General features: G+C 42.8%; 21 protein-coding genes. 13 read left to right on the top strand and 8 right to left on the bottom strand.

Annotated elements, in window-relative coordinates:
* Nucleotides 1–18 precede the first annotated feature (18 nt).
* A complete protein-coding gene (locus IAE45_RS05970; RefSeq protein ID WP_200125398.1) occupies nucleotides 19–1236 on the top strand; it encodes a hypothetical protein in 1218 nt (405 codons plus the stop codon).
* Nucleotides 1237–1302: 66 nt separating this feature from the next.
* On the opposite strand, the gene IAE45_RS05965 is transcribed toward IAE45_RS05970, so the two are convergent.
* The 4 genes from IAE45_RS05965 to IAE45_RS05950 are packed head-to-tail and all read right to left on the bottom strand — an operon-like array spanning nucleotide 1303 to nucleotide 4275.
* Nucleotides 1303–1947, bottom strand: a complete 645-nt coding sequence (locus IAE45_RS05965; RefSeq protein ID WP_005228527.1) for an ECF transporter S component — start codon at nucleotides 1945–1947, stop codon at nucleotides 1303–1305.
* Nucleotides 1948–1949: 2 nt separating this feature from the next.
* On the bottom strand, nucleotides 1950–2507 hold the full coding sequence (gene coaC, locus IAE45_RS05960; protein WP_008380717.1) for a phosphopantothenoylcysteine decarboxylase: 558 nt from the start codon (nucleotides 2505–2507) through the stop codon (nucleotides 1950–1952).
* A 32-nt stretch (nucleotides 2508–2539) separates the two neighbouring features.
* Entirely contained in the window at nucleotides 2540–3289 is a 750-nt protein-coding gene (coaB, locus tag IAE45_RS05955; protein ID WP_081117960.1) for a phosphopantothenate--cysteine ligase, read from the bottom strand.
* Entirely contained in the window at nucleotides 3286–4275 is a 990-nt protein-coding gene (locus IAE45_RS05950; protein WP_077451920.1) for an acrylyl-CoA reductase family protein, read from the bottom strand. The genes coaB and IAE45_RS05950 overlap by 4 nt, the downstream gene beginning before the upstream one ends.
* A 386-nt stretch (nucleotides 4276–4661) precedes the next feature.
* Here IAE45_RS05950 and IAE45_RS05945 point away from each other — a divergent pair, with 386 nt between their 5' ends.
* The 7 genes from IAE45_RS05945 to IAE45_RS05915 all read left to right on the top strand — a co-directional run bounded on the left by IAE45_RS05945 (nucleotide 4662) and on the right by IAE45_RS05915 (nucleotide 12669).
* Complete coding sequence (locus tag IAE45_RS05945) at nucleotides 4662–5204, top strand: helix-turn-helix domain-containing protein (protein WP_015510239.1); 543 nt, start codon at nucleotides 4662–4664, stop codon at nucleotides 5202–5204.
* 16 nt (nucleotides 5205–5220) lie between these two features.
* Nucleotides 5221–6309 (top strand): ABC transporter ATP-binding protein, encoded by a 1089-nt coding sequence (locus IAE45_RS05940; protein WP_077451918.1) that lies wholly within the window; start codon nucleotides 5221–5223, stop codon nucleotides 6307–6309.
* 12 nt (nucleotides 6310–6321) lie between these two features.
* The gene (locus IAE45_RS05935; RefSeq protein WP_005234157.1) at nucleotides 6322–7131 is read left to right on the top strand and encodes an ABC transporter permease; all 810 of its coding nucleotides are present in this window, start codon (nucleotides 6322–6324) and stop codon (nucleotides 7129–7131) included.
* Nucleotides 7128–7964 (top strand): ABC transporter permease, encoded by an 837-nt coding sequence (locus tag IAE45_RS05930; RefSeq protein WP_005228535.1) that lies wholly within the window; start codon nucleotides 7128–7130, stop codon nucleotides 7962–7964. Before IAE45_RS05935 ends, IAE45_RS05930 begins: the two co-directional genes overlap by 4 nt.
* Nucleotides 7961–9034, top strand: a complete 1074-nt coding sequence (locus IAE45_RS05925) for an ABC transporter substrate-binding protein (protein WP_195266534.1) — start codon at nucleotides 7961–7963, stop codon at nucleotides 9032–9034. The genes IAE45_RS05930 and IAE45_RS05925 overlap by 4 nt, the downstream gene beginning before the upstream one ends.
* A 394-nt stretch (nucleotides 9035–9428) precedes the next feature.
* Nucleotides 9429–11186, top strand: a complete 1758-nt coding sequence (locus IAE45_RS05920; protein ID WP_096741607.1) for a 1-deoxy-D-xylulose-5-phosphate synthase — start codon at nucleotides 9429–9431, stop codon at nucleotides 11184–11186.
* Nucleotides 11187–11472: 286 nt separating this feature from the next.
* The gene (locus IAE45_RS05915; protein ID WP_200125396.1) at nucleotides 11473–12669 is read left to right on the top strand and encodes an MFS transporter; all 1197 of its coding nucleotides are present in this window, start codon (nucleotides 11473–11475) and stop codon (nucleotides 12667–12669) included.
* Nucleotides 12670–12755: 86 nt separating this feature from the next.
* Here the strand turns inward: IAE45_RS05915 and IAE45_RS05910 are convergent, their stop codons facing one another.
* A complete protein-coding gene (locus IAE45_RS05910; RefSeq protein ID WP_200125394.1) occupies nucleotides 12756–13640 on the bottom strand; it encodes a helix-turn-helix domain-containing protein in 885 nt (294 codons plus the stop codon).
* Between the two features lie 132 nt (nucleotides 13641–13772).
* Between IAE45_RS05910 and bglB the strand changes: the two genes are divergently transcribed.
* Nucleotides 13773–14879, top strand: a complete 1107-nt coding sequence (bglB, locus tag IAE45_RS05905) for a beta-galactosidase BglB (protein WP_200125392.1) — start codon at nucleotides 13773–13775, stop codon at nucleotides 14877–14879.
* 39 nt (nucleotides 14880–14918) lie between these two features.
* Nucleotides 14919–15230 (top strand): L-rhamnose mutarotase, encoded by a 312-nt coding sequence (gene rhaM / locus IAE45_RS05900; protein WP_200125390.1) that lies wholly within the window; start codon nucleotides 14919–14921, stop codon nucleotides 15228–15230.
* A 155-nt stretch (nucleotides 15231–15385) separates the two neighbouring features.
* Here the strand turns inward: rhaM and IAE45_RS05895 are convergent, their stop codons facing one another.
* The 3 genes from IAE45_RS05895 to IAE45_RS05885 are packed head-to-tail and all read right to left on the bottom strand — an operon-like array spanning nucleotide 15386 to nucleotide 19229.
* A complete protein-coding gene (locus IAE45_RS05895; protein WP_005234181.1) occupies nucleotides 15386–16837 on the bottom strand; it encodes a response regulator in 1452 nt (483 codons plus the stop codon).
* Nucleotides 16838–16840: 3 nt separating this feature from the next.
* The gene (locus tag IAE45_RS05890; protein WP_200125388.1) at nucleotides 16841–18604 is read right to left on the bottom strand and encodes a sensor histidine kinase; all 1764 of its coding nucleotides are present in this window, start codon (nucleotides 18602–18604) and stop codon (nucleotides 16841–16843) included.
* Nucleotides 18573–19229: a DUF624 domain-containing protein gene (locus IAE45_RS05885; RefSeq protein WP_195266559.1), complete on the bottom strand. Its 657-nt coding sequence runs from the start codon at nucleotides 19227–19229 to the stop codon at nucleotides 18573–18575. Before IAE45_RS05885 ends, IAE45_RS05890 begins: the two co-directional genes overlap by 32 nt.
* 264 nt (nucleotides 19230–19493) lie before the next feature.
* On the opposite strand from IAE45_RS05885, the gene IAE45_RS05880 reads away from it, so the two are divergent.
* The 3 genes from IAE45_RS05880 to IAE45_RS05870 all read left to right on the top strand — a co-directional run bounded on the left by IAE45_RS05880 (nucleotide 19494) and on the right by IAE45_RS05870 (nucleotide 22790).
* Nucleotides 19494–20804 carry an ABC transporter substrate-binding protein gene (locus tag IAE45_RS05880; protein WP_200125386.1) on the top strand — a complete coding sequence of 437 codons (1311 nt, stop codon included), beginning with the start codon at nucleotides 19494–19496 and terminating at the stop codon, nucleotides 20802–20804.
* 189 nt (nucleotides 20805–20993) lie between these two features.
* Nucleotides 20994–21953 (top strand): carbohydrate ABC transporter permease, encoded by a 960-nt coding sequence (locus tag IAE45_RS05875; RefSeq protein WP_016608843.1) that lies wholly within the window; start codon nucleotides 20994–20996, stop codon nucleotides 21951–21953.
* A 3-nt stretch (nucleotides 21954–21956) separates the two neighbouring features.
* Nucleotides 21957–22790, top strand: coding sequence for a carbohydrate ABC transporter permease (locus tag IAE45_RS05870; protein ID WP_005234188.1), 834 nt, complete (start codon nucleotides 21957–21959; stop codon nucleotides 22788–22790).
* The last annotated feature ends 72 nt before the right edge of the window (nucleotides 22791–22862 follow it).

Raw genomic sequence — 22862 nt, 5'->3', positions numbered from 1 at the left:
CGAAAAGGAGTGAGCAGGATGAAAAAGTGGGGACGCGTCATTTTGTTTGTTGGGTTCGCCTTTCTTTTCGGTGGTTGTACGAAATTACCGCAAGAACAGTTTGCCGAACAGTTGACGAATCAGCAAGCAACGAATGCTGGTGAATTCCAAGCGACGATCGATACCTTTGAGATAGGCAATAGCAGCGAATACGGTCAAGAAGCCGATAGGTACGCCTCTATGTTGATGTCACAGTTAGTCGGCTCGTCATTTAAAGGGGACTTCGTCCAAGACAAAGAAACCAAAGCGATTTTACTCAACCTGGCAGTCGCTTTTGGGGGGCAGGAGCTGCCGATCAAGCTGATCGTCGATCCAGAAAAACAAGAAGCATATGTGTCAGCTGAAATCTATGAAACACTGCAAGGGTATATCAGCGCATTTGGTGATGACAGTTATGGAACAAAACCAGACGCTGGGGAATATGAGGGCAAATACCTGCGCATCGATCAAGAAACCTTAGATTCTTACTTTGGCGAAGGAACTTTTGCAGAGGACGACGAGGGGACGACCGAAGCAGAAAAAGAGCCTGAAAACCTCTTTACCATGAACAGTCTTTTTCATAATGAGACATTTGCAGACTATTTGAAAACCTTTGAACCGGATGCTTTCAAAAGAGATGGAGATACGATCAGCCACACGTTTACCAAAGAAGAATTGGCAGATTATGCAACCTATGCTCAAGAACACGGCGCTGATCAAAAGCAAGTCGCCGAATTAGAAACGATGCTGGAAGAAGTCGAGCAGTTTGACTTAGCTATGACCGTCAATACGAAAACAAATCAGCAGAAAATGGCTTTTCACTTCGTGCAAGCAGATGAGCTGCAAACCACTATCGGAGCCACGGTGACTTTTACAGGGAAGAAAAGTGATACTGCGGTTGCGATTCCCACAGCGGAAGAATTGATTGACCCAGAAGAATTGTTTTCTCCCTATGATTATGGCTGGGATGACAGCTATGACGATGGGGATGAAAATGATTATGATGATGAGTACTGGGATAGCTATGATGAAGCCGATGATTGGTCTTCTTATATGCTGAGTGATGAGGAGTTTGAAGAACTGCTGCTGCAAATCAAGCAAGAGCTGCCTTATTTGACCCAAGCAGATATCGATGATTATCTGACATTTTATGAAGAGTATTTGACCCAAGAGCAGTATCAAGAGCTTGTCGAAGCACTCCAAGTGCGAAGTCTATGAGTCACTCAAAAGGGAAGCGACCGCCTAAGTTAGCCAAAAAGCTAACTTTGGGCGGTCGCTATTTTTTTAGATACGATTTTTTTTGCGGTTCATGACTAAGCGCAAAAGGACGGTTCCAACTGCCATCGTGGCGATTCCCGCTACAATGGCTTCAGGTACACCTTGGGCGAAGATTACACCTAAAATCGCTGCATAGACAGCATTGCCAGCTTTCCCCACAACCTCCGCATATTCTTGCTGGAACAAGAAGTAGATCAAGTTCATTACCAGAATCGTATTCGTCAAGCCTCCAGCAACACCAGCAATCAGTAGCGAGAGACTTTGCTGTTTGTTTTTCCAGATTTTTTGACAGCCCTTATAAACAAAGTAAGGAACGACACCAATCAAAATACGGGGAATCAGCGCTACGAGGATCGCTTTCCAGCTTCCTTGATCACTCCCATAAATCGGTACGAAAGGAGAGAAGACAAAAGAAAGCGGGGTGATGATCCACGTCGAACGCACCATACTGATGATCCCAAAGGCGCCACCTAAAAAGCCGCCGATCCGAGGGCCCAATACAATGGAAGCAATGATGACAGGAATGTGCATCGTTGTCGCATTGATTGGTCCTAAGGGAATAAACCCAAGAAAGGGTACCGATGCTAAAAGAATCAAGATTCCTAAAAAGAAAGCTGTTAAGACAAGTTCAAAAGTTGATATTTTTTTCATTGTTAGACACTCCGTACTTCCAAAGCAGTCAATGCTTTTTCAAGAATCGTTTCTGTTGCTGCTAATGCGCCTCTGCCGAAATCACCGCAAGCCAGTAACGCTTCACGGGGTTCAATCTCTTGGAAGCCGACTTCTTTCAAAATCCCCAAATTTCTTTGAACAATCGGGTTTTCATACATGACGGTATTCATGGCTGGCGCAATCAAGCGGGGCACGGATAACGGCAACGCTAAGGCAACTGTTGAGATCAAATCATCGGCTAAACCATGCGCCAGCTTGCCAATACTGTTGGCACTGGCTGGGGCGAGCAAGAAAAGATCGGCTTGTTTGGCTAGTTCAATATGGTTGATCCGATCTGGTTGGCGCTCTTGCATAACATCCACATGGATCGGGCGTTTGGATAATGACTGTAACGTCAAAGGCGTAATAAATTGTGTGCTATTTTGAGTCATTAAGACATCCACTGCATAGCCCTTTTTGGTTAATTCATTGGTCAGGTCGGCTGCTTTGTATGCAGAGATACTGCCGCTGACGCCAAGCAGAACGTGTTTTTGTTTCATGATTCTTTCTCCTTTTCTAAAAAAACATCTAGCTAAGCACGCAGGTCATTGCGTAATGTGTCAACGATCAAGGTTGCAATCTCAGCTTTTGTGCGACCAGTCCCGATTTGTCCTTCTTGTGTCAAAAGGTGGCCAACATGCTGGTTTCCTGAAATTTGCGTCAAGTCGTTGGCCAACACATAGTCCGCTTGGCTAGCCAGTAAACTTTTTCGTGCGACCGCAAACAACTCGTCTTCTGCGACGTCTACTAATAATTTGAATCCGACTAATAAGGTTGTCGGCTGTAATGCTTTGATGGTTTGGATCACTTTCGGGGTTTTCTTCAACACTAAAAACAAATGATCAGTATTGGAAGAAACTTTGCCTGCCGTTGCTTCAGATTGTGCGAGCACGTGTGCCATCAATGCCGGAGTGACCTGGTTGTCATAAGTCGGTAGGGCATCGTTGATTGCTTCATAAAAGGCTGCTTCTGAAAAATGAGCAGCAGGGGTAAAATCACTAACTGCCATACTGTGGATCACGGCAGCATACGAATGGGTCGTCAATAAATCGGTCAATTGCGCCAACAAGTCCGTGGTCCCTTCAATGAAATGACAGGTAACGCGTGGATCGGTCGGCGGTTGCTTGGCAGTTTTCGTCGTAACGTAATCGATGGTCACCTCAGGGGACTGCAGCCATTCCTTGGCAATCGCTTGACCAAGTGAACCCGTGGAATGATTCGTGATTGCACGGACATCATCGATTTTTTCAGAAGTACCGCCAGCCGTAATCAAAATTCTCATTGCCCTTGTGACACCTCAACGATCGTTCGTCCCTGGTGCGTGCCAGCTAATAAAGCTGCCAACGTTTCTGGCAAGTCTTCCAAAGTGATGGCTTTCGTGTAAAGCTGATCGATCACATTCCACTCACCCGCTAATTTCTCCCATAATGCCGTGCGGATCTCATGGGAAACATTGACTGAATCGATCCCAATTACGCGAATCCCACGCAAAATAAAGGGTAAGACAGTCGTTTCGATTTTGATTCCACCAGCATTGCCGCATAAGAAGGCACCGCCCCCATAAGCGATTTGCGGAAGCACTGCCGCAAGCAATGGACCGCCAACAGTATCGATGACCGCTGCAAACGATTGTTTTGCTAATGGTTTGACCTTTTCGGGTACCACTTCATCAGGACTGACGATTTTTGCTGCGCCTAGGTCCAACAACCATTGCGCATCGGTTTTCCGAGATAGCGCCACTATATTTGTATAGCCCAGTTTTTTCAATAAAGCAATGCTGACACTGCCGACGCCACCGCTCGCACCTGTCACCAAAATAGCAGCGTCTTTTGCTAAGTGCAGCTGTTCTAATTCTTGCACCGCTAAAGCTGCTGTGAACCCAGCAGTGCCATAAGTCATACTGTCTTTTGCTGAAAAACCAGCAGAACGTTTCACGAGCCACTCGGCTGGGACCCGTTGAAATTGACTGTAACCGCCTGGGTGAGAAACCCCTAAGCCATAACCTGTCACTAAGACTTGGTCGCCTGGGGCAAAATCAGCAGACTGACTGTCCACGACTTCCCCTGCTAAATCGATTCCCGGCGTCATCGGATACGTACGGATCACGCCGCCATTTTCTTTTGCTGCCAAGGCATCTTTGTAATTGACATCTGAGTAATCAACACGGACAAGCACATCGCCTGCTGGCAGCTCGTCAAGGGTTGCAGTTGTGAGTGAAGCAGTAAAATTTGGTTCATTCATGACACGAAAGGTAGAGAAATTCGTCATTTCAGACACTCCTTTGATGGTTTGTACTCATAATACCATAAGTTTTATTTTTTTAACCAGTGAAGCAAGAAAAGGCAGGGCTTCTTATCAAAAAATCAGCAAAAACAGATCATTATTAAATCTACCTTTTCTTCGTTAAAATAGAAGCTGTTCTTTTAAACCTGTGAAAAGCGAAAATGACGGGATCGCCAATCCTTTCCTTTATAGCACAAGCATTTAGCGTCACTCCTTTTTTTGATCAGGAAGAAAAGAATTCAAAGAAATACAGAAAAAAGGCTTGTGTTTTTTGCAATTATTTGTATACTAGAAAAAGTGAAATTAAACATGAAGTTTACTTATAGCAAACTTTTTTATTTGAAGTTGTGTCAATCAAAGGGGGAATGAACATGGAGATTGGCGAGAAGCTGCGCAATTTGCGCGTTCAAAAGAATTTGACCCAAGAAGAATTAGGCGAGCGGACCGATTTGACGAAAGGCTATATCTCACAGTTGGAACGTGATTTGAGTTCGCCTTCTATGGAAACTTTTTTTACGATCTTAGAAGTTTTAGGCGTGACACCAGAGGAATTTTTCCGAGAAGAAAATGCGCAGCATCAAGTGGTTTATCGCGAAGAAGACAGTACGCTTTATTATGATGAAGAAAATGGCTATGAATTGAAGTGGCTGATTCCCGATTCCAATGAAAAAGAAATGGAGCCAGTCTTGCTGACTTTTGATAAAGCGGGCGAATACAAGACCTTTGAACCATCATTAGCAGAAACATTTATCTATGTCTTAGAGGGCAGTGTGGCGTTGACACTTGGAGAAACGCAGTACAAGGCTCGTAAAGGCCAATCGATTTATTATCAGGCGACTGAGCCGCATCAATTAAAAAATATTGCGGGCAAAAAAAGCCGTGTGCTTGTAGTTGTGACAGATTCTTATTTATAGTACAGGAGGAAAGAGTGTGGGAAAAACAATAATTTCATTCAACAATGTGGTGAAGCGATTTGATGATGATGAAACAGTTTTGAAAAAAGTGAGTTTTGATATTGAAGAAGGTCGCTTTTATACATTGTTAGGTCCTTCAGGTTGTGGAAAAACAACTATTTTACGTATCATTGCGGGTTTTTCGGACGCAACAGAAGGCGACGTTTATTTTGATGGACAAAGAATCAATGACGTTCCTGCCAATCAACGGCAAGTGAATACTGTCTTTCAAGATTATGCCTTATTCCCACATATGAACGTTTTTGAAAATGTGGCATTTGGTCTGCGAATCAAAAAATTACCAAAAGATGAAGTGAATAGAAAAGTCTTAGAAGCGTTACGGTTAGTACAACTTCCTGGTTACGAGAATCGTGAAATCAGCGAAATGTCAGGAGGTCAACGCCAACGGGTCGCAATCGCACGAGCGATCGTCAATGAACCCAAAGTATTGCTTCTTGATGAACCATTGTCCGCATTGGACTTGAAATTGCGAACTGACATGCAATACGAGCTGCGGGAATTGCAGCAGCGACTAGGCATCACCTTTATTTTTGTCACCCATGACCAAGAAGAAGCGTTGGCCATGAGTGATGAGATTTTCGTTATGAACAAAGGGAAGATCGTCCAAAGCGGCACACCAGTGGATATCTACGATGAACCAATCAACCATTTCGTGGCGGATTTTGTCGGTGAAAGCAACATCGTCACAGGCACGATGATCGAAGACAACTTAGTGGAGTTTGTCGGCAAGCAATTTGAATGTGTAGATGGCGGGATGCGGCCGAATGAAGCCGTTGAGATCGTGATCCGTCCAGAAGATTTGAATTTGACGACGGCGGAAAATGGCAAGCTGGTCGTTGAAGTAGACACGCAATTGTTCCGAGGCGTGCATTACGAGATCATTTGTTATGACGAACAAGGCAACGAATGGATGGTTCACTCTACAAGAAAAGCTACTGAAGGAAGCAAGATCGGGCTTTCCTTTGAACCAGAAGATATCCACGTCATGCGTTTCAATGAGTCCGAAGAAGATTTTGATGCTCGTTTAGAGAGCTACGAAGATTAGGAGGGAAAGCTAATGACGAAAATGCGTCGTTTTTATGCGATACCCTATGTCTTTTGGTTATTGCTATTTGTTATTGCACCAGTCTTATTGATCATCTACCAATCCTTTTTTGATATGAACGGCAACTTTTCGCTGGTCAACTATCAAAGCTACTTAGGTTCTGGCAAATATTTGATCATGACCTTAAACTCGGTTTGGTATGCCTTTTTGATCACCTTGATTACCTTAGTGATCAGCTACCCGACAGCCTATTTCTTAACTAAGCTGCGTCACAAAGATTTGTGGCTGCTGCTGATCATCTTACCGACGTGGGTCAACTTATTGTTAAAAGCCTATGCGTTTATTGGGATTTTCGGCATTCATGGCAGTGTCAACAACTTCCTAGAAATCATGGGTGTTGGACCAAAGCAGATTTTGTTTACCGACTTCAGCTTTTTGACGGTTGCCGTCTATATCGAACTGCCCTTTATGATCATGCCGATTTTTAATGCCTTAGAAGAAATGAATCCCTCTTTGATCAGTGCCAGTCGCGATTTAGGGGCAAACAGCTATGATACTTTCCGACGAGTGATTTTCCCTCTGTCGTTAAACGGTGTGAAAAGCGGCGTCCAAGCCGTCTTCATTCCGTCGCTCTCCCTCTTCATGTTGACCCGTTTGATTGGGGGCAATCGCGTGATCACGCTTGGTACAGCGATCGAGCAGCACTTTCTCGTTACCCAAAACTGGGGCATGGGTTCGACCATCGGCGTCATTTTGATCATCGCCATGTTCCTCGTGATGTTGTTTACGGGAGAAAAGAAAAAAGGAGGGCAACGTAAATGAAAAAATTTCGCTGGTCCAATCTTTATCTGATCGTCGTCTTTATTCTTTTGTACGTGCCGATCTTTTATTTGATTTTCTATTCCTTCAATGAAGGAGGCACCATGAATGCTTTTACGGGTTTCACTTTTGAACATTACCAATCCGTCTTTCAAGATACCCGCTTGATGATCATCGTGTTGAACACCTTTATGCTGGCATTTTTATCAGCATTACTGGCAACGATCATCGGCACATTTGGTGCGATGGGCATCTACTATACCCGCAAACGTCGAACGAGAACGGCATTGTTGAGTTTGAATAATATTTTGTTGGTTTCACCAGATGTCATCATCGGTGCCAGCTTCTTGATTTTCTTTACGATGATCGGCAACTTGTTCCGTGGGTTTAGCTTAGGCTTTTTCAGCGTGTTGCTTTCGCATATCGCCTTTAGTATCCCGATCGTGGTCTTGATGGTCTTGCCGAAACTGCAAGAGATGAACGATTCAATGATCGACGCTGCCCGTGATTTAGGCGCGAATAATTTTCAAGTCATTAAAAATATCATTTTGCCTTTCTTGACGCCGGGCATCATCGCCGGCTATTTCATGGCATTTACTTATTCACTCGATGATTTTGCCGTGACATTCTTTGTGACAGGCAATGGCTTTAGTACCTTATCGGTAGAGATCTATTCTAGAGCACGTCAAGGAATCAGTTTAGAAATCAATGCATTAAGCACACTTGTCTTCTTATTCTCCATGATCCTGGTGGTAGGCTATTACTTTATCAGTAAAGAAAACGGCGCGAAGAAATTGCGTAAAAACCGCCGTGTGGAGGTGGCAAATCTGCGATGAAACGACTACAATCTCTGATTATCGGTATTGTTGCGATCGTCCTGATCTTGCTCTTTGGTGTCCGTCAATTGGAACGCTCCTCTGGTATGGCAGGCGCTGAGGTCGTCAACATCTACAACTGGGGCGACTACATCGACCCTGATTTGATCAGTAAGTTTGAAGAGGAGACAGGCTACAAAGTCAATTATGAAACCTTTGACTCAAATGAAGCGATGTTCACGAAGATCCAACAAGGCGGTACGTCTTATGACATCGCCATACCGAGTGAATACATGATTGAGAAAATGATGGAACAAAATCTTTTAAAACCATTGGATCACAGCAAAATCAAAGGGCTAGACAATATCGACCCTCGCTTTTTGGACCTGAGTTTTGATCCTGGCAATCAATATTCGATCCCTTATTTCTGGGGAACACTGGGGATCGTCTATAACGATAAGTTCTTTGATGAAGGTGAAATCACCCAATGGGACGATCTTTGGAAACCCGAATTAGCAAATAGCATCATGCTGATCGATGGCGCGCGTGAAGTAATGGGATTAGGTTTGGACAGCTTAGGCTATTCTCTAAACAGCAAAGACGATGATCAGCTGCAAGAGGCATTCAATAAGCTTCGGACCATGACCCCAAACATCAAAGCCATCGTTGCAGATGAAATCAAGATGTACATGGCCAATGAAGAAGCATCGGTTGCGGTCACATTTTCTGGGGAAGCAGCCGACATGATGTACGAGAACGAGCACATTCATTACGTGATCCCTTCAGAAGGCTCCAACCTGTGGTTCGATAATATGGTCATTCCTAAGACCTCACAAAACGAAGCCGGCGCCTACGCCTTCTTGAACTTTATGCTGGAACCCGAGAACGCTGCACAAAACGCAGAATACATCGGCTATTCCACACCTAACCAAGCAGCCATGGCATTACTGCCAGACGAGATCACCGAAGACGAACAATTCTATCCATCCGATGAATTGATGGAACACCTCGAAGTCTATGAAAACTTAGGTGCTGAGTATCTGGGCATCTATAATGATTTGTTCTTGGAATTGAAGATGTATCGGAAATAAGCAAACTGCCATTAAGCAGGGAATGGATCCTGTTTAATGGCAGTTTTTTATAATTTACTATGACATATCAAATGAACCTCTAGGAATATGTATTAGAAAAAATCAGCCTCACTTTGTTCAAAATGTTTCAAAAAGTGCTTGACCTAAAGTTAACTCTAGGTGGTATCTTTTTAGATAGAAGAAATGAGCAGCGATTGTTGAAACTCAAAAAATCACGATTTCCCTTTAGGATAACTTGCTATTTCTCGGTTTGATAGGAATTCTAAAAAGAGCGTCTAGCTCCGATTGCCGCTTTTTTTCATTCTAGAAAACGATCCACTCATTTCGACTTCGTGTCTTTTTCCTTGTGAGTAAACACACGAACCATTCAAACATTTCTACAGGAGGTACGTACATGTTATTAGAAAAAATCAAAAGCCCCAAAGAGTTAAAAGAATTGACCAGTGGGCAACTTCAAGAACTGGTAGTAGAAGCACGAACTGCTTTATTGGAAAAAATCAGTCACCATGGGGGGCATAATGGCCCCAATCTGGGGATGGTTGAGATGACGATCGCGTTGCATAAAGTCTTTGATTCTCCCACAGATAAGCTGATTTTTGATGTGTCTCATCAGACCTATATCCATAAAATGTTGACGGGACGCGCCCATGCCTTTCTTGATGCTGCGCAGTATGATGCGGTTTCTGGTTACACGAATCCGAAAGAAAGCGAGCACGATCTCTTTACGGTCGGTCATACCTCCACCTCAGTTTCGTTAGCAAATGGTGTGGCGAAAGCCCGTGACCTAAAAAATGAAACGTATAATGTCGTTGCCGTGATTGGCGATGGTTCTCTATCAGGTGGCTTAGCGTTTGAAGGCTTGAACAATATCGTGGAATTAGGCACCAATACTATCGTGATCCTCAACGACAATGACCAATCGATTGCAGAAAACCATGGAGGGATGTACCAGAATTTGCGGGCATTGCGGGAAACCAAGGGGCAAGCAGCAGACAATCTGTTCAAAGCGATTGGTTTTGAGTACCATTATTTAGATGAAGGAAATGACCTCGCTGCATTGATCGCTTTATTTGAAAAAGTGAAAGATGTTGATCATCCTGTTTTATTACACATTCATACGATCAAAGGCAAAGGCTTCAAGTTTGCGGAAGAAAATCGTGAAAAGTTTCATGCAGGCGGTCCCTTTAGTTTAGAAACCGGCGAATATATTTCTGCTGGCGGCAATCAAGTAACCTACAACAGCTTAACGACGGATTATTTATTAGAAAAAATGGCGACAGATCCTAAAGTCGTGGCAGTAAACGCTGGTACACCGATGCTGCTTTTTTCTCCGGAACAAAGAGAAAAAGCAGGCAAACAATTTGTAGATGTGGGTATTGCAGAAGAACATGCGGTATCGATGGTTGCTGGGTTAGCAAAAAATGGAGCAAAACCTGTCTGGGCCGTTTTTTCTACCTTTATGCAACGTAGTTTTGATCAAATTTCCCATGATTTGTCCTTAAATCATCTGCCTGGAACGATTTTGGTATATGGTGCATCGATTCACGGCATGAATGACGAGAGCCATTTGGGAATTTTTGATATTCCATTTTTGGCACATATTCCCAACCTTATTTATCTTGCGCCAACCTCTAAAGAAGAATATCTGGCAATGTTGGATTGGTCGCTGGAACAAACCAACGCACCAGTTGCGATCCGGGTACCGGTTGGACCTGTCAACGAAACGGCAGTAGCAGTCTCTACTGACTATAGCGATCAAAAAAATGAAGTGACTCAAGCTGGCACGCAGGTAGCCATCGTCGGTGTTGGGAACTTTTATGCGCTAGCGGAAGAGATCGCAGATCAATTGAAGATGCAACATGGAATTACGCCAACGGTGATCAATCCTAAGTTTATTTCAGGGGTCGACAAAGAGTTGTTGGATGCTGTGGCACGATCGCACAAACTCGTTGTCACGTTGGAAGATGGTATACGAGAGGGTGGCTATGGACAAATGATTGCCAGCTACCTGGGTGATCGTGAGATTGCCGTCAAAAACTATGGCTTAGAAAAGAAATTTTATGATAATTACCGGGCAGCAGACGTTTTATCTGAACTTGGTATCACTGCTGAGGAAATTACGAAAGATGTCATAGAACAGCTGCAGAAATAAGTTCTCTTAGGGTGTCTTGTGTAGCTGATATGATTGTTAAAAAATGAATGATCGAAGGAAACCTTGCAGAAAAACAGACTGCAAGGTTTTTTCGCAAACAATCGGTGATGATTTGCAGCAAAATACAGAAGACCAATGCTTTTCAAGCATAAAGCCCAAGCGCGTTAAGCATTGGTCAACGAGGATAATCTAGCGAATAATAAGGTAGTGAAAGGATCACTTGTCATCTTGGACTATTGGGTTCAGAGACAAGGAAGAAAAGGTGTTTTTAAGGAAAGGGGTATTTATGAAATTTTTTTCTATGAAGTTGTTGGCACTGTTGTCGGTGGCAATGGTCGTCTATTCGGCACCGGCGATTTCTGCCAATGTCCCAGCGATTGCGGCAAGCTTTCCAGAAGTTGATGCGGTCTACATTGGGTTACTGACCACGATTCCGTCATTGTTTCTTTTGCTGGGGATTTTTACTACTAGCATGATCGAAAAAAGGATCGGCAAAAAATACACGATGGTCACCGGATTGGTCATTGTGGCGATTTTTGGCACGCTGCCGGCATGGTATCAGGGGAGCTTTCCCGTCTTGTTTCTTTCTCGAGGGATTCTTGGCTTCGGGATCGGCTTATTCAATCGTTTGGCGATTCAAATGATTAGTTTGCTGTTTCAAAATGAGCCGCAAAAGAAAGCCAAAGCTCTTGGATTAGAAAGTGCCGTCGGTGGTTTAGGTGGTATCTTTATGACTTTGCTCGTAGGACAGCTAGTGAAGATTAGTTGGGAAATGTCCTTCTTGGTTTATGGCTTTGCCCTGATCAGTCTCTTCTTTGTCCAGCTATTTATTCCCAACGAAACACAGGCTGTGACTAATGAGACGTTATTGGCGAACGTCACGGTTTCAAAAGAACGGAAACAGCGATCATTCGTTTTGGGTGTGCTCTTGTTTCTAATCGTTGTCTTGTTTATCAATTACAATTTACAGATCACACCGTTGTTGTTGGAAAAAGGAATCGGGGACGCCACCGAAGGCAGTAACATGATTGCCGCCATTGCGACGGGGGCATTTATCGCCGGCAATGCCTTTGGCTTGATATACAGTCGCTTACATCGCTGGTTGCTGCCCATTGCGGCATTGCTTGCAGGAAGCAGCATCTATTTGACCTATCCCTTGCAGACGGTGGGGCTACTCTTGGGTTGTTCTTTATTATTAGGCTTTGCCTTTCGCAGCATCATGCCTTTTTTCACCCACTTACTGACGACTGGTGGTGAAGCGGAAGCTAAGTTTGGCACGGTCGTCTCGATCGTTGCTTACAACTTAGGAGTCACGTTAGCACCTTATGCATCACGCTTGCTGATACTAGTCAGCGGCAATGAAACAGCAGGGATGCAGATGATCCTATCAGGGGGCTTGTTGGTTATGATTGGGATTGTGTCAGTGATCAGCAATCGCTATTTTCTTTATTTTGAGCGGGGAACTGCTGAAGAACTTGGGTAGCTGTTTTTAAAAGATTGAATGAAAAACTCTCTTACGATCGTCAATGTAAGAGAGTCTTTTTTTAAGCAAATCTTTTCATCGGCTTGCTATTTTTTCCCTGCGAAATGCGTAAAACGGACAAACTGATTTTGGGATTCTTCTTGTAAAAATTCTTTTGGTGTCAGTTGAAACTCTTGTTTAAAGCAGCGTAAAAAATGGGTATAGGAGTTGAAGCCGCAAGCTTCGAAGGTGGCGGTGGCGCTTCTGGTCCTACGTAAAATTTCTTTGCTCTTTAAGAGTCGTTTCTTGACGACATAGGCATGAAAGGCGACGCCAGTTTCTTTTTTGAAGGTCCGAGAAAGCGAGTATGGACTCATGAAAAGGGCTTTGGCGACGGTCTCTAAGGAGAGATCAGCGGTCAAATGCTGATTGATATAGGTAATGGCAGCCAAAATGTCTTTATTTTTATAGAGTGAGTCGGATAAAAACAGCGGTTCTTTTTCCTGATAGGCAATCGTATTGATGGAAATCAAAAACGCGATCAAATGATTTTGATAAAGTAAGTCGGTGCCATAATTGCTATCCGTTTTTTTGCGCAAAGGTCGCAATAGCTGGTCTAATTGGTCGGCATCGATCGATAAAATACGACTGTTGATGCCGCCGTTGCTACGAAAACAGGCAGTGAGATCTGTTTGGGTAGTGGAGAGGGCAGTGAGATAACTAGGATTGATATACAGGTAGGTTCGCTCGAAAAAATCAGAAGTTTGATGGACGATTCGATGCAAGACGTTTGGAGGAATCAAGATGATCGTACCAGGTTCTAGAGGGAATTCTCCGCCATCGATAAAGAAGATCGCTGATCCTTTTAGGGTACAGTGAATCTCATAAAAACTATGGTAATGATAAAGGGTATTGCTTTCTTCTACGATGTCTTTGATATGAAAGGCCTCAAAGCGATCGTTGATCATCGTGTCCGCACTTTGCTTCTCCATGATTGGCTCCTTTCGTGCTCGTTTGATTTTATCATACAAGAATAGATAGTAAAGTGTCAATAACTGCTATTTTTGTGTAAATGTAAGCGTGTTACGATCAATCTATCAAAGAGAAATGAGAGGATGAACCCAATGGTGATTTTAGAACAGTTATTTGTGGAAAAACGTGTCGTGGAAGAAAAAATTGATCGCATGATCGAAAATTTAACGACGATCAAGGATGATAATGGTGAATTTCTAATAGACTTTGACGGCTTGATCGTTGATGATAAAAGCTGGGGGATTTGGAACTGGCCGCAAGGGGTGGGACTATATGGCATTTATAAAAACTACCAAATCACCAAAAATCTTAAAGCGCTCCAAGTTGTGGAAGAATGGTTTGAGCAGCGGATGTTAGAAGGCGCGCCGCCTAAAAATGTCAACACGATGGCGCCGCTTTTGGCAATGGCGTATCTTTATGAAGACACCAAAGATTCTCGTTACTTGCCTTACCTTGAACAATGGGCGGAATGGGTCATGCATGATATGCCGCGAACCGACGAAAATGGTCTGCAGCATGCGACCTATGGACCAGAAAATCGCAACCAGCTTTGGGACGATACCTTGATGATGACTGCTTTGCCTTTGGCGAAAATTGGCATGTTGCTGAATCGTCCGGCTTATATCGAAGAAGCAAAACAACAATTTATAATCCATATCAAATACTTAGTGGATAAAAAAACTGGGCTTTGGTTCCACGGCTGGACCTTTGAAGAACGCCACAATTATGCACAAGCGCTTTGGGCAAGAGGCAACTGCTGGATCACCATTGCGATTCCTGAGATCATTGACATTCTCGACTTGCAAGAAGGAGATGCGTTACGTAGCTTCTTGATCAATACCCTCTTAGACCAACTAACTGCCTTGCAAGAAATGCAAGATGAAAGTGGCCTGTGGCACACCTTGTTAGACGATCCTAGCTCGTATGTGGAGGCTTCTGCGACGGCTGGTTTTGCCTATGGGATTTTAAAAGCCGTTCATAAGCGTTACATTGACAAAGCTTGGGAAGATGTTGCCTATAAAGCTTTAGCCGGTTTGATCGAACAAGTCGCAGAAGATGGAGAAGTCCAAAATGTTTCCATCGGTACTGGAATGGGAGAAGACTTGGCGTACTACAAAAACATTGCGATTACGGCGATGCCTTACGGACAATCACTGACAGTCTTAGCATTTACTGAACTATTGGTTTCATTTTGTTAATTTGAACACCTTACGTAATAAAGAGAGGAGCAGACAAAGATGATCAAAAAAGCGATTCGGATGAAGTTACATCCTGGTTATGAAGCAGAATATGAAAAACGGCATCGCGAACTATGGCCAGAACTAAAAGAGCAGCTCATAGCACACGGGGCGAAAAGCTACCAGATTTTCTTAGATCCAGAAACCCTTGCGTTGTTTGGCTACCTTGAGATTGAAGATGAAACCCGCTGGCAGCATTTAGCGGCAACCGAGATCAACCAAAAATGGTGGCATTACATGGCAGAACTCATGGAAACAAATTCGGATGATTCGCCAGTGACACAGGAGTTAAGGGAAGTCTTTACGCTGTAAGCTAAACAAAAATGTTCATTTTTTAAAACGAATACGGTCGCATCAATTGTTTGACATCAATTACTGGTTAGTCAAAGAGGTAGTTCGCTCACGAATGTGAGCGGACTACCTCTTTTGTTGAAATAGCAAAACAATGCTTTCGTATAGAAGAAACGTTAAGAGAGAAGAGCTTTTTCTTGCTGCTTCAAAAATTTCTTTGGTGTCATACCAGTAATCTTTTTGAATGTTTGAACAAAATATTCAGGCGCATTGCTAAAGCCCGTCATCGCTGCCACTTCGTAGACTTTGTAGTTTTTCTTCAGCAGTTCTTGTGCTTTTTGGATGCGGTATTCGGCTAATTTTTGATTGAAGCGAATCCCGGTTTCTTTGTAATAGGTTTTTCCTAAGTATTCAGGATTTAAGTACAAAAGATGGGCGGCGATCCATTTCAATGACAATGCTTCATGGTCATAATATTCTTCGATGATCAGGTTGACTTTTTGGGACAGCTGCATGTTCTCGCTATCATCTAAGCTGCCCCGCATCAAATCGATACAGTGAAGCAGCATAAACTGGAGTTCGTGCCAATTATTCAAGAGCATGATCTTTGGGGAATAGTCATCAAAGTAAATGTCTTTTTTGATGCGATGGTTTTCAAAAATTGCCGATAACAAATCGTTGACCTGCAGCCGCAATAGTTGGACAGGGTAAAGCTCCATGCGGCAGGTAGAAAAAAAGTTTTCCGTAAGAACTTGGGCTAAAGTCAGTTCGCCTTTGTCGATCAATGCCAAAAGTTTTTCACGGTATTCCATGTAGAGACTATTTTCATAGACATTTTCTTGTGAGATTTGGGCTTCTTGGATGACTTCAAATGTATCAAAATAAAACTCCTTATCCAAGTTCCGCTTGCCTAAATGATAACTGAGTAAAAATTTTTCGGGAGTTTCGACCCAGCAATTGATAGCGATCCCTTTTCCTAGATGCGCAGCCTGTACCTTCGTTTTAAAAAAGAGATTAAAGGTATTTTCCGTACTGAAGTTCAGGATATAGCCAACTTTGTTTTGATGACCGATCACCAACTCGTGATGGTTCTCATAGCTTTCGATCCGCTTAGCGATGGCGTGATAGAATTTCGAATCAAATAAGTACATACAAAATGGAAAAACGAATGATTCAGGCAGCGGTTCTTCTCCGCAGCTATTGATGTATTGCTCAATTTGTTGTTTTAAATAGAGGGTAGATTCCATTTGGCGACGTTCAGAGCGTTCGATCGTCTCAGCCAACGCTTCTGAAAGCTTGCTCGGAAAAACAGGTTTTTCAAGGAAAAATTTGACTCCTAAAGCCATCGCTTCTTTGGCAAAGGAGAAGCTGCCAAAGCCTGTCAAAATAATGATTTGAATCGCAGGATTGATGGCTTTTAATTTTTTGATCAAGGCAAGTCCATTGACTTTAGGCATATTGATGTCGGTAATCACGATGTCGATGGTGTTTTGCTGACAAAATGCCAAGGCTTCTTCACTGTCTGTATAAATTCCTTTGACCACTAATGGAAAATCAAAAGAAGCAACGAGGTTAGCCACACCATTTGCTATCAAGGGTTCATCGTCAACAACGAGGATGTTTTTCATGTTTTACTCACTCCTTTTAAAGGGGATCACAAAGCGCACCGTCGTCTTTTTGAAGGGAATCGAGGAGACGATGGCTAACGACGCTTGATCACCATAATGCAGTTGCAATCGTTTTTGAATATTGGTCAATCCGATGCCGCCTTCTTTTTCAATCGAGAAGTTGGCTTTAAAACCAGGGCCATTGTCAGAGACACTGACTTGGAGAAAAGTTGCTTGTTGTTCAATCGTAAGGACGAGGCGACACGTTTCCTTCATATCATTGACGGCGTATTTAAAGACATTTTCAATCAATGGTTGAATCAGTAACTTAGGAATCTTAAAGGACAAGTCATTCACCAAAATTACTTCGATATACTCGATCCGTTTCCCGAAGCGAACGTTTTGAATATTGATATAGGCGTGCACGATATCTAACTCATCTTGTAGCGTTGTGAAGTCAGACTTGGTATCGATTTTTTTTCGAAACAAATAGGCAAGGGAGGTGACCATCTCTGAGATCTGCCACTGCTGATTTTCAATGGCGATCCAGTTGATCGAGTCTAACGTATTGTAGAGAAAATGTGGATCTAATTGCGCTTGCAATCCTTTAAATTCGATTTCTTGGGACAATATACGCATTTCATAATTGTCCTTGATCAAGGCATTTAATTCATCGATCATCGTATTGTAGCTTTCATAAAGGACCATGATCTCTTCTTGACTATTTTCTGGGACAGCGAGGGTCTTTAAAGAGGCCAGTTTTTTCGTTTTCCGCAGAACTGCCATTTGCGAAGCCAAGTCAGCTAAAGGGCGGGTCAGCTGATTGCTTATTTTCCGAATCACAACAATAATCAAACATAAAAAAGGCAAACTCACAGCGATGGAAAGGCCTTGTAGTTTATAAAGATCAGCTAAGACTTGATTTTCAGGCAGTAAATAAATGAAGGTCATATTCGGCATCGTCTTCCGATCCATTGCGTAGTAGTACTGGCGATTATCAAACGTCATGGAGCCGATCGATCGCTGGAAGGTTTCCATTTTTTGCTGCAAGGTATTTTGATCCGCAGCGAGGGTTTGCTCGTCATGTGCGGTACTATAAAATTGGTTCTGATACGCCATGAAAAATTGGTTTTGTTCAGAGACAATAGGAAGACTTTCGATCTCGTTACGAAAGAAGGACGTATTGACTAGAAATATCACCGTACCAATATAGGTTAAAGAAAGATCGGCTGTTGAATAGATTTTTCGCAGGTAGACACCTTGAGAAAGGTCTTTTGCAAAAAACCAACTCCCTTTGGCAGGCTTATCGGGCAAAGTCTCGATCATATCTTTGATGGTTTGGCCATTAAAGATATGGTCGGTCTCGGCTAGAAAGTTGATCATGTTTTCGTTCGTTGGGGTAAAGAGATAGACGTTTTGAATCGTTGATTCATTGCGTACGAGGGCGTTGATTTCTGCACTTAAGGCATTCTTTTGGTCGATCGCCTCTAAGGATTGTAAGGAATCTTGTGCCAAGATCCTTTGTAGGCCATTTTGGATCGGTGCACTATCGATAATGCGAAAAGAGAGGGTTTCGACGGCAGTTAAACGTTTGGCGATATTTGTTGAAATGATCGAGACATCTTTATACGCAGCTTCTTTCAGCTGCGCCATGTAGACTTGTCGCCAAACTAAGGTCAGGAGAACAGCCAATGAGACGATAATTGCCACCGTCGCAAAAAAAACAAAATGTAACTGTCGCTCAAAAGGCTGCTTTTTAAAATGATTGATCAGCTTCTGGGACTTCATGGACACTGCCTCGCTTTGCTTGCAATTGTTTGGTTTTTTCAATCATCTGACCATGAAAAAATTCAGCGAAGAACAAGAAAATCACCAGTCCAAAGACGAGTAACAAAGAGGTTTTGGCAGTCAATAAGAGAAACAATAAATACCAGGTAAACAACAAGGCAAGGCCTTGCAGTGGGTAGCGAAAGACTAGAAAGATACTGACGTACAAGGTCTGTTTCCAAGCGTGTTGTTCGGCTTTGGCATAGGTCATAAAGCTGATGAATGCAGTGTAGAGGAGGAGAATCGTTAAAAGTAAATAGACAGGACGCAGCCAAGCCATTTCAGTCGGGAAAAAATGAGTGATCCGTAAGTTAAACAATAACAGGAGTACTGTACTTAATAGTCCAATGCCAAAAAGGGTAAAGGTGCGAAAGGCTTGCTTGTAGGCTTGCCAGAAGGCAACAGCTGAATAGTCATGGCCAGTTTTACGAAAATCATGTAAACATTTGATCGTGACAGCGGTGGCAGGACCGAAGCCAAAGATTCCCAACCCTAAAAGGGTAAAGAAAAGCCATAAAAGGTTTAATTTAGCAAAATAAGCTGTTACCGTAAAAAGACGAAACAGTCCGGTTTGTATTTTTTTCATTGTTTCCACCTACCTTGTTTTTTGAAAAGTAAGCCTTTTCAACGCTAGTATAGCATAGTATATTGGAAAAAATAGAGCATGTCTGTTTTTTTACATTTTTCATCTGTTTTTCTATTTTTTTCTAGCTATTGCCCGTGAAGGCTTAGCCTTCAGCAAAAACGACAGTCTAGTTTTTCACATATTTGCTCTTGTTTTTTCATTTTTATTAACGAGGATTTCCATTACAATCACCTTGTAAGCGCAAACAAAAAGGAGTGTAGAAGAATGAAGAAAACTTTTTTAAAAGCAGCGAGCTTGTTGTTTCTTGGTGCGACCTTAGCAGCTTGTGGCAATAACGGCAATAGTAGCGGAAGCTCAGAAGCTGATGCAGATGGGAAAACGACGATTTCCTTTACCTGGTGGGGCTCAGAAGTCAGACACGAGAAGTATATCGAATCGATCAAAGAATTTGAGAAACAAAATCCTGACATCAAAGTTGAATATGAATATGGTTCTTGGGATGACCATTGGAAAAAACTAGCAACAAAAGCGGCTTCTGGAGAATTACCTGATGTGATCCAGATGGATGTGCAGTACATTGCGCAATATGGAACGAAAAATCAATTAGCAGATATGTCGGAATTTATCGGCAATGAGATTCAAACCGATGATATCAAAGAATCGATTTTAGCAACTGGCGAGTTAGATGGAAACGTTTTCGGCATACCTACTTCTGTCAATACTATGGCGATGCTCTACAATCCATCATTGGTAGAACAAGGGGGCACTGGGATCGACTTTAGCAATTATACCTTCGATGACCTTGTAGAAAGTACGGCAGCGATCGCTGAAGCAACCGGTGATTATGGTTGGAATGATAACAATGACAACAGTACGATTTTGCAATACTTTTTACGTACTAAAGGCGAAGATCTATACCAATACGATGCGGACGGCAAACCAGAGATCGGTTTTACCAAAGAAAACTGGGTTGAATTTATGGGAGCTATCGCGGACCTTACGGAAGCCAAAGCAATGCCAACCGCAGAAGTGACTAGCAATGCCAACAGTATGGATCAATATCCGTTTTCACAAGGAAAAGCAGCCTATATGATGACTTGGTCCAATCAATACTTGACCTATAAGGCCTCCGCCGCAGAAGATGTCGAAATCAACTTGGCTCGTCCATTCGACTCAGAAAACGGGGCGATGGCGTATCGACCAGGGTTCTTTTATTCGATCGCGAATGCTTCTGAATCAAAAGAAGCAGCTGCGAAGTTTGTTGACTTTTTAGTGAATAGTGAAGAAGCCAATAAGATCATCGGTACTGAGCGGGGAATTCCTTCTAATGATGCCATCAAAGAATTGCTTTATGACGACATGACACCAGAAGAACAAGAGTCCTCTGATTTCTTAGATGATATTGCAGACATCGTCGGTGATCCATCCCCAATCCCACCAATTGGGTTTGCTGAAATCAACACGTACTTTAAAGAGCTGTACGCAGAGATCACTTATGGCACGATGACACCAGAAGAAACCTATGATGCCTTTGCGCAACGCTGCGAAGAAATTTTTGCAGAAAACTATCAATAAGCTTAGCTGCGGCGCCTTTACTGACTTTTTCAGTAAAGGCGTTTTTTTAGGAGAAACAATGGAGGCAAAAAATATAGGTCCTCTAGTTTTTCACATTTCTGTGCTTTTTTTTCTATTCATTCTTAAGAAGCACTTCGTTAAAATCAACTTGTAAGCGTAATCAAATATAGGAGGTAGGAAGTGAAAATTATGGAACTACAATCAAAATCACCCACGGCCAAAGAACCTGGGAAACTCAAAAGCTGGTTTAATCGATTACCAGAATCTAAACAGAATATGGTTACAGGCTACTTATTTATCTCACCCTTCATCATTGGCTTTTTTGCTTTTATTATCGTCCCGATGGGGATTTCTCTTTTTATGTCTTTTCATGACTATGATTTATTGACAGAGGCGCAATTTGTTGGCTGGAATAACTTTAAAACGATTTTTACGAATGATCCCAAGTTTGTTCAGTCACTGACTGTTACGCTGAAATATGTTGTGTTGGCAGTTCCTTTACGGTTGATCGTCGCATTAGCAGTGGCAATGCTGATCAACCGCCCATCGAAATTAAGCGGCGCTTATCGGGTATTATTTTATATCCCTTCGATTTTAGGTGGGAGCGTAGCGGTCTCGATCATGTGGCGGAATCTTTTTGGCGATTCAGGATTGATCAATGGCGTGCTAGCGGCGATCGGCTTAGACCCGATCTACTTCTTTAAAAGTCCTGGCTTAGCATTGATGACCTTGATTTTATTAGCAGCGTGGCAATTTGGCTCGTCGATGTTGATTTTCTTATCCGGTTTGAAAAATATTCCAAAAGATTATTACGAAGCGGCGGAAATTGATGGGGCAGGAAAAATCAGACAGTTTTTCAATATCACGGTTCCAGTCCTGACGCCAATCATCTTTTTTAATCTGATCTATCAAACGATCATGGCCTTTTTGACGTTTACACCTGCGTTTATCATTTCGAATGGGACGGGTTCACCCCGTAACGGCACGTTAGTCTATTCCTTGTACATGTATCAACGAGCCTTTACCGATTTCAAAATGGGCTATGCTTCAGCCTTAGCGTGGATTTTACTGGTCATCGTTGGGTTGATTACGATTCTGTTATTCGCAACATCGAAATTTTGGGTGTTTAAAGAAAACGAGGAGGTTTGATTGATGCGTGAACAAAAACAAAATTATTTCTTTGATGCCGTGATCTTAGTTGCTGCATTACTGATGCTTTATCCGATTTTCTGGCTGCTGTTTAGTGCCTTTAAACCTAGTAGTGACATTTTTCGAACGGCAACAGAGTTGATCCCCCGAAGCTGGACGTTAGAAAACTTTACCAAAGGGTTTGAAGGGATCGCAGGGATTCCCTTCATTCGCTATATTTTCAACTCGTTGCAAATCGCGTTGATTTCAATGGTAGGGGCGGTCTGTTCTTCGGCTGTCATTTCTTATGGATTTGGTCGAATTCCTTTCAAAGGAAAAGGTTTTTGGTTTGCTTGTATCTTGGTCACGATGATGCTGCCGCAAGAGATCATCATGGTGCCTCAGTATCTTTGGTTTAATCAATTAGGCTGGCTTAACTCGATTCGTCCGGTAACCGTTCCTTCATACTTCGGACAAGCCTTCTTTATTTTCATGATGGTCCAATTCGTCTCTGCGATCCCGACAGATTTAGATGAAGCAGCAAAAATGGACGGCTGTGGACGGGTCGGTATTTTCTTCCGCGTGATTCTACCGTTGATGAAGCCTTCCTTGGCAAACGCTGCGATCTTCTCTTTCTATTGGAAATGGGAAGAACTGATCGGACCGATGCTGTACCTTACACGTCCGCAAAACTACACGGTATCGATTGCCTTAAAGCAGTTCCTAGATGCTAGCAGCACCTCCAATTGGGGAGCGATGTTCGCGATGTCTGTGGTCTCCTTGCTGCCTGTGTTGATCATCTTCTTTATTTTCCAAAAATACATTGTTGAAGGCATCAGCACGACTGGTCTTAAATAAGTGTGGAAAAAGATATTCGCTGTTTTGGAATATCTTTTTTCTATTGAATGAATTCGTTGAAGAAAGGACAAA

This window comes from Enterococcus sp. S53, from assembly GCF_016516865.1.
Taxonomy (GTDB): domain Bacteria; phylum Bacillota; class Bacilli; order Lactobacillales; family Enterococcaceae; genus Enterococcus_D; species Enterococcus_D innesii.
This window is presented reverse-complemented; position numbering and strand designations above follow the sequence as displayed.

Coding starts and splice junctions, on each gene's coding strand:
- IAE45_RS05970 (WP_200125398.1), top strand. CDS start 19: ATGAAAAAGTGGGGACGCGTCATTTTGTTTGTTGGGTTCGCCTTTCTT.
- IAE45_RS05965 (WP_005228527.1), bottom strand. CDS start 1,947: ATGAAAAAAATATCAACTTTTGAACTTGTCTTAACAGCTTTCTTTTTA.
- coaC (WP_008380717.1), bottom strand. CDS start 2,507: ATGAAACAAAAACACGTTCTGCTTGGCGTCAGCGGCAGTATCTCTGCA.
- coaB (WP_081117960.1), bottom strand. CDS start 3,289: ATGAGAATTTTGATTACGGCTGGCGGTACTTCTGAAAAAATCGATGAT.
- IAE45_RS05950 (WP_077451920.1), bottom strand. CDS start 4,275: ATGACGAATTTCTCTACCTTTCGTGTCATGAATGAACCAAATTTTACT.
- IAE45_RS05945 (WP_015510239.1), top strand. CDS start 4,662: ATGGAGATTGGCGAGAAGCTGCGCAATTTGCGCGTTCAAAAGAATTTG.
- IAE45_RS05935 (WP_005234157.1), top strand. CDS start 6,322: ATGACGAAAATGCGTCGTTTTTATGCGATACCCTATGTCTTTTGGTTA.
- IAE45_RS05930 (WP_005228535.1), top strand. CDS start 7,128: ATGAAAAAATTTCGCTGGTCCAATCTTTATCTGATCGTCGTCTTTATT.
- IAE45_RS05925 (WP_195266534.1), top strand. CDS start 7,961: ATGAAACGACTACAATCTCTGATTATCGGTATTGTTGCGATCGTCCTG.
- IAE45_RS05920 (WP_096741607.1), top strand. CDS start 9,429: ATGTTATTAGAAAAAATCAAAAGCCCCAAAGAGTTAAAAGAATTGACC.
- IAE45_RS05915 (WP_200125396.1), top strand. CDS start 11,473: ATGAAATTTTTTTCTATGAAGTTGTTGGCACTGTTGTCGGTGGCAATG.
- IAE45_RS05910 (WP_200125394.1), bottom strand. CDS start 13,640: ATGGAGAAGCAAAGTGCGGACACGATGATCAACGATCGCTTTGAGGCC.
- bglB (WP_200125392.1), top strand. CDS start 13,773: ATGGTGATTTTAGAACAGTTATTTGTGGAAAAACGTGTCGTGGAAGAA.
- rhaM (WP_200125390.1), top strand. CDS start 14,919: ATGATCAAAAAAGCGATTCGGATGAAGTTACATCCTGGTTATGAAGCA.
- IAE45_RS05895 (WP_005234181.1), bottom strand. CDS start 16,837: ATGAAAAACATCCTCGTTGTTGACGATGAACCCTTGATAGCAAATGGT.
- IAE45_RS05890 (WP_200125388.1), bottom strand. CDS start 18,604: ATGAAGTCCCAGAAGCTGATCAATCATTTTAAAAAGCAGCCTTTTGAG.
- IAE45_RS05885 (WP_195266559.1), bottom strand. CDS start 19,229: ATGAAAAAAATACAAACCGGACTGTTTCGTCTTTTTACGGTAACAGCT.
- IAE45_RS05880 (WP_200125386.1), top strand. CDS start 19,494: ATGAAGAAAACTTTTTTAAAAGCAGCGAGCTTGTTGTTTCTTGGTGCG.
- IAE45_RS05875 (WP_016608843.1), top strand. CDS start 20,994: ATGGAACTACAATCAAAATCACCCACGGCCAAAGAACCTGGGAAACTC.
- IAE45_RS05870 (WP_005234188.1), top strand. CDS start 21,957: ATGCGTGAACAAAAACAAAATTATTTCTTTGATGCCGTGATCTTAGTT.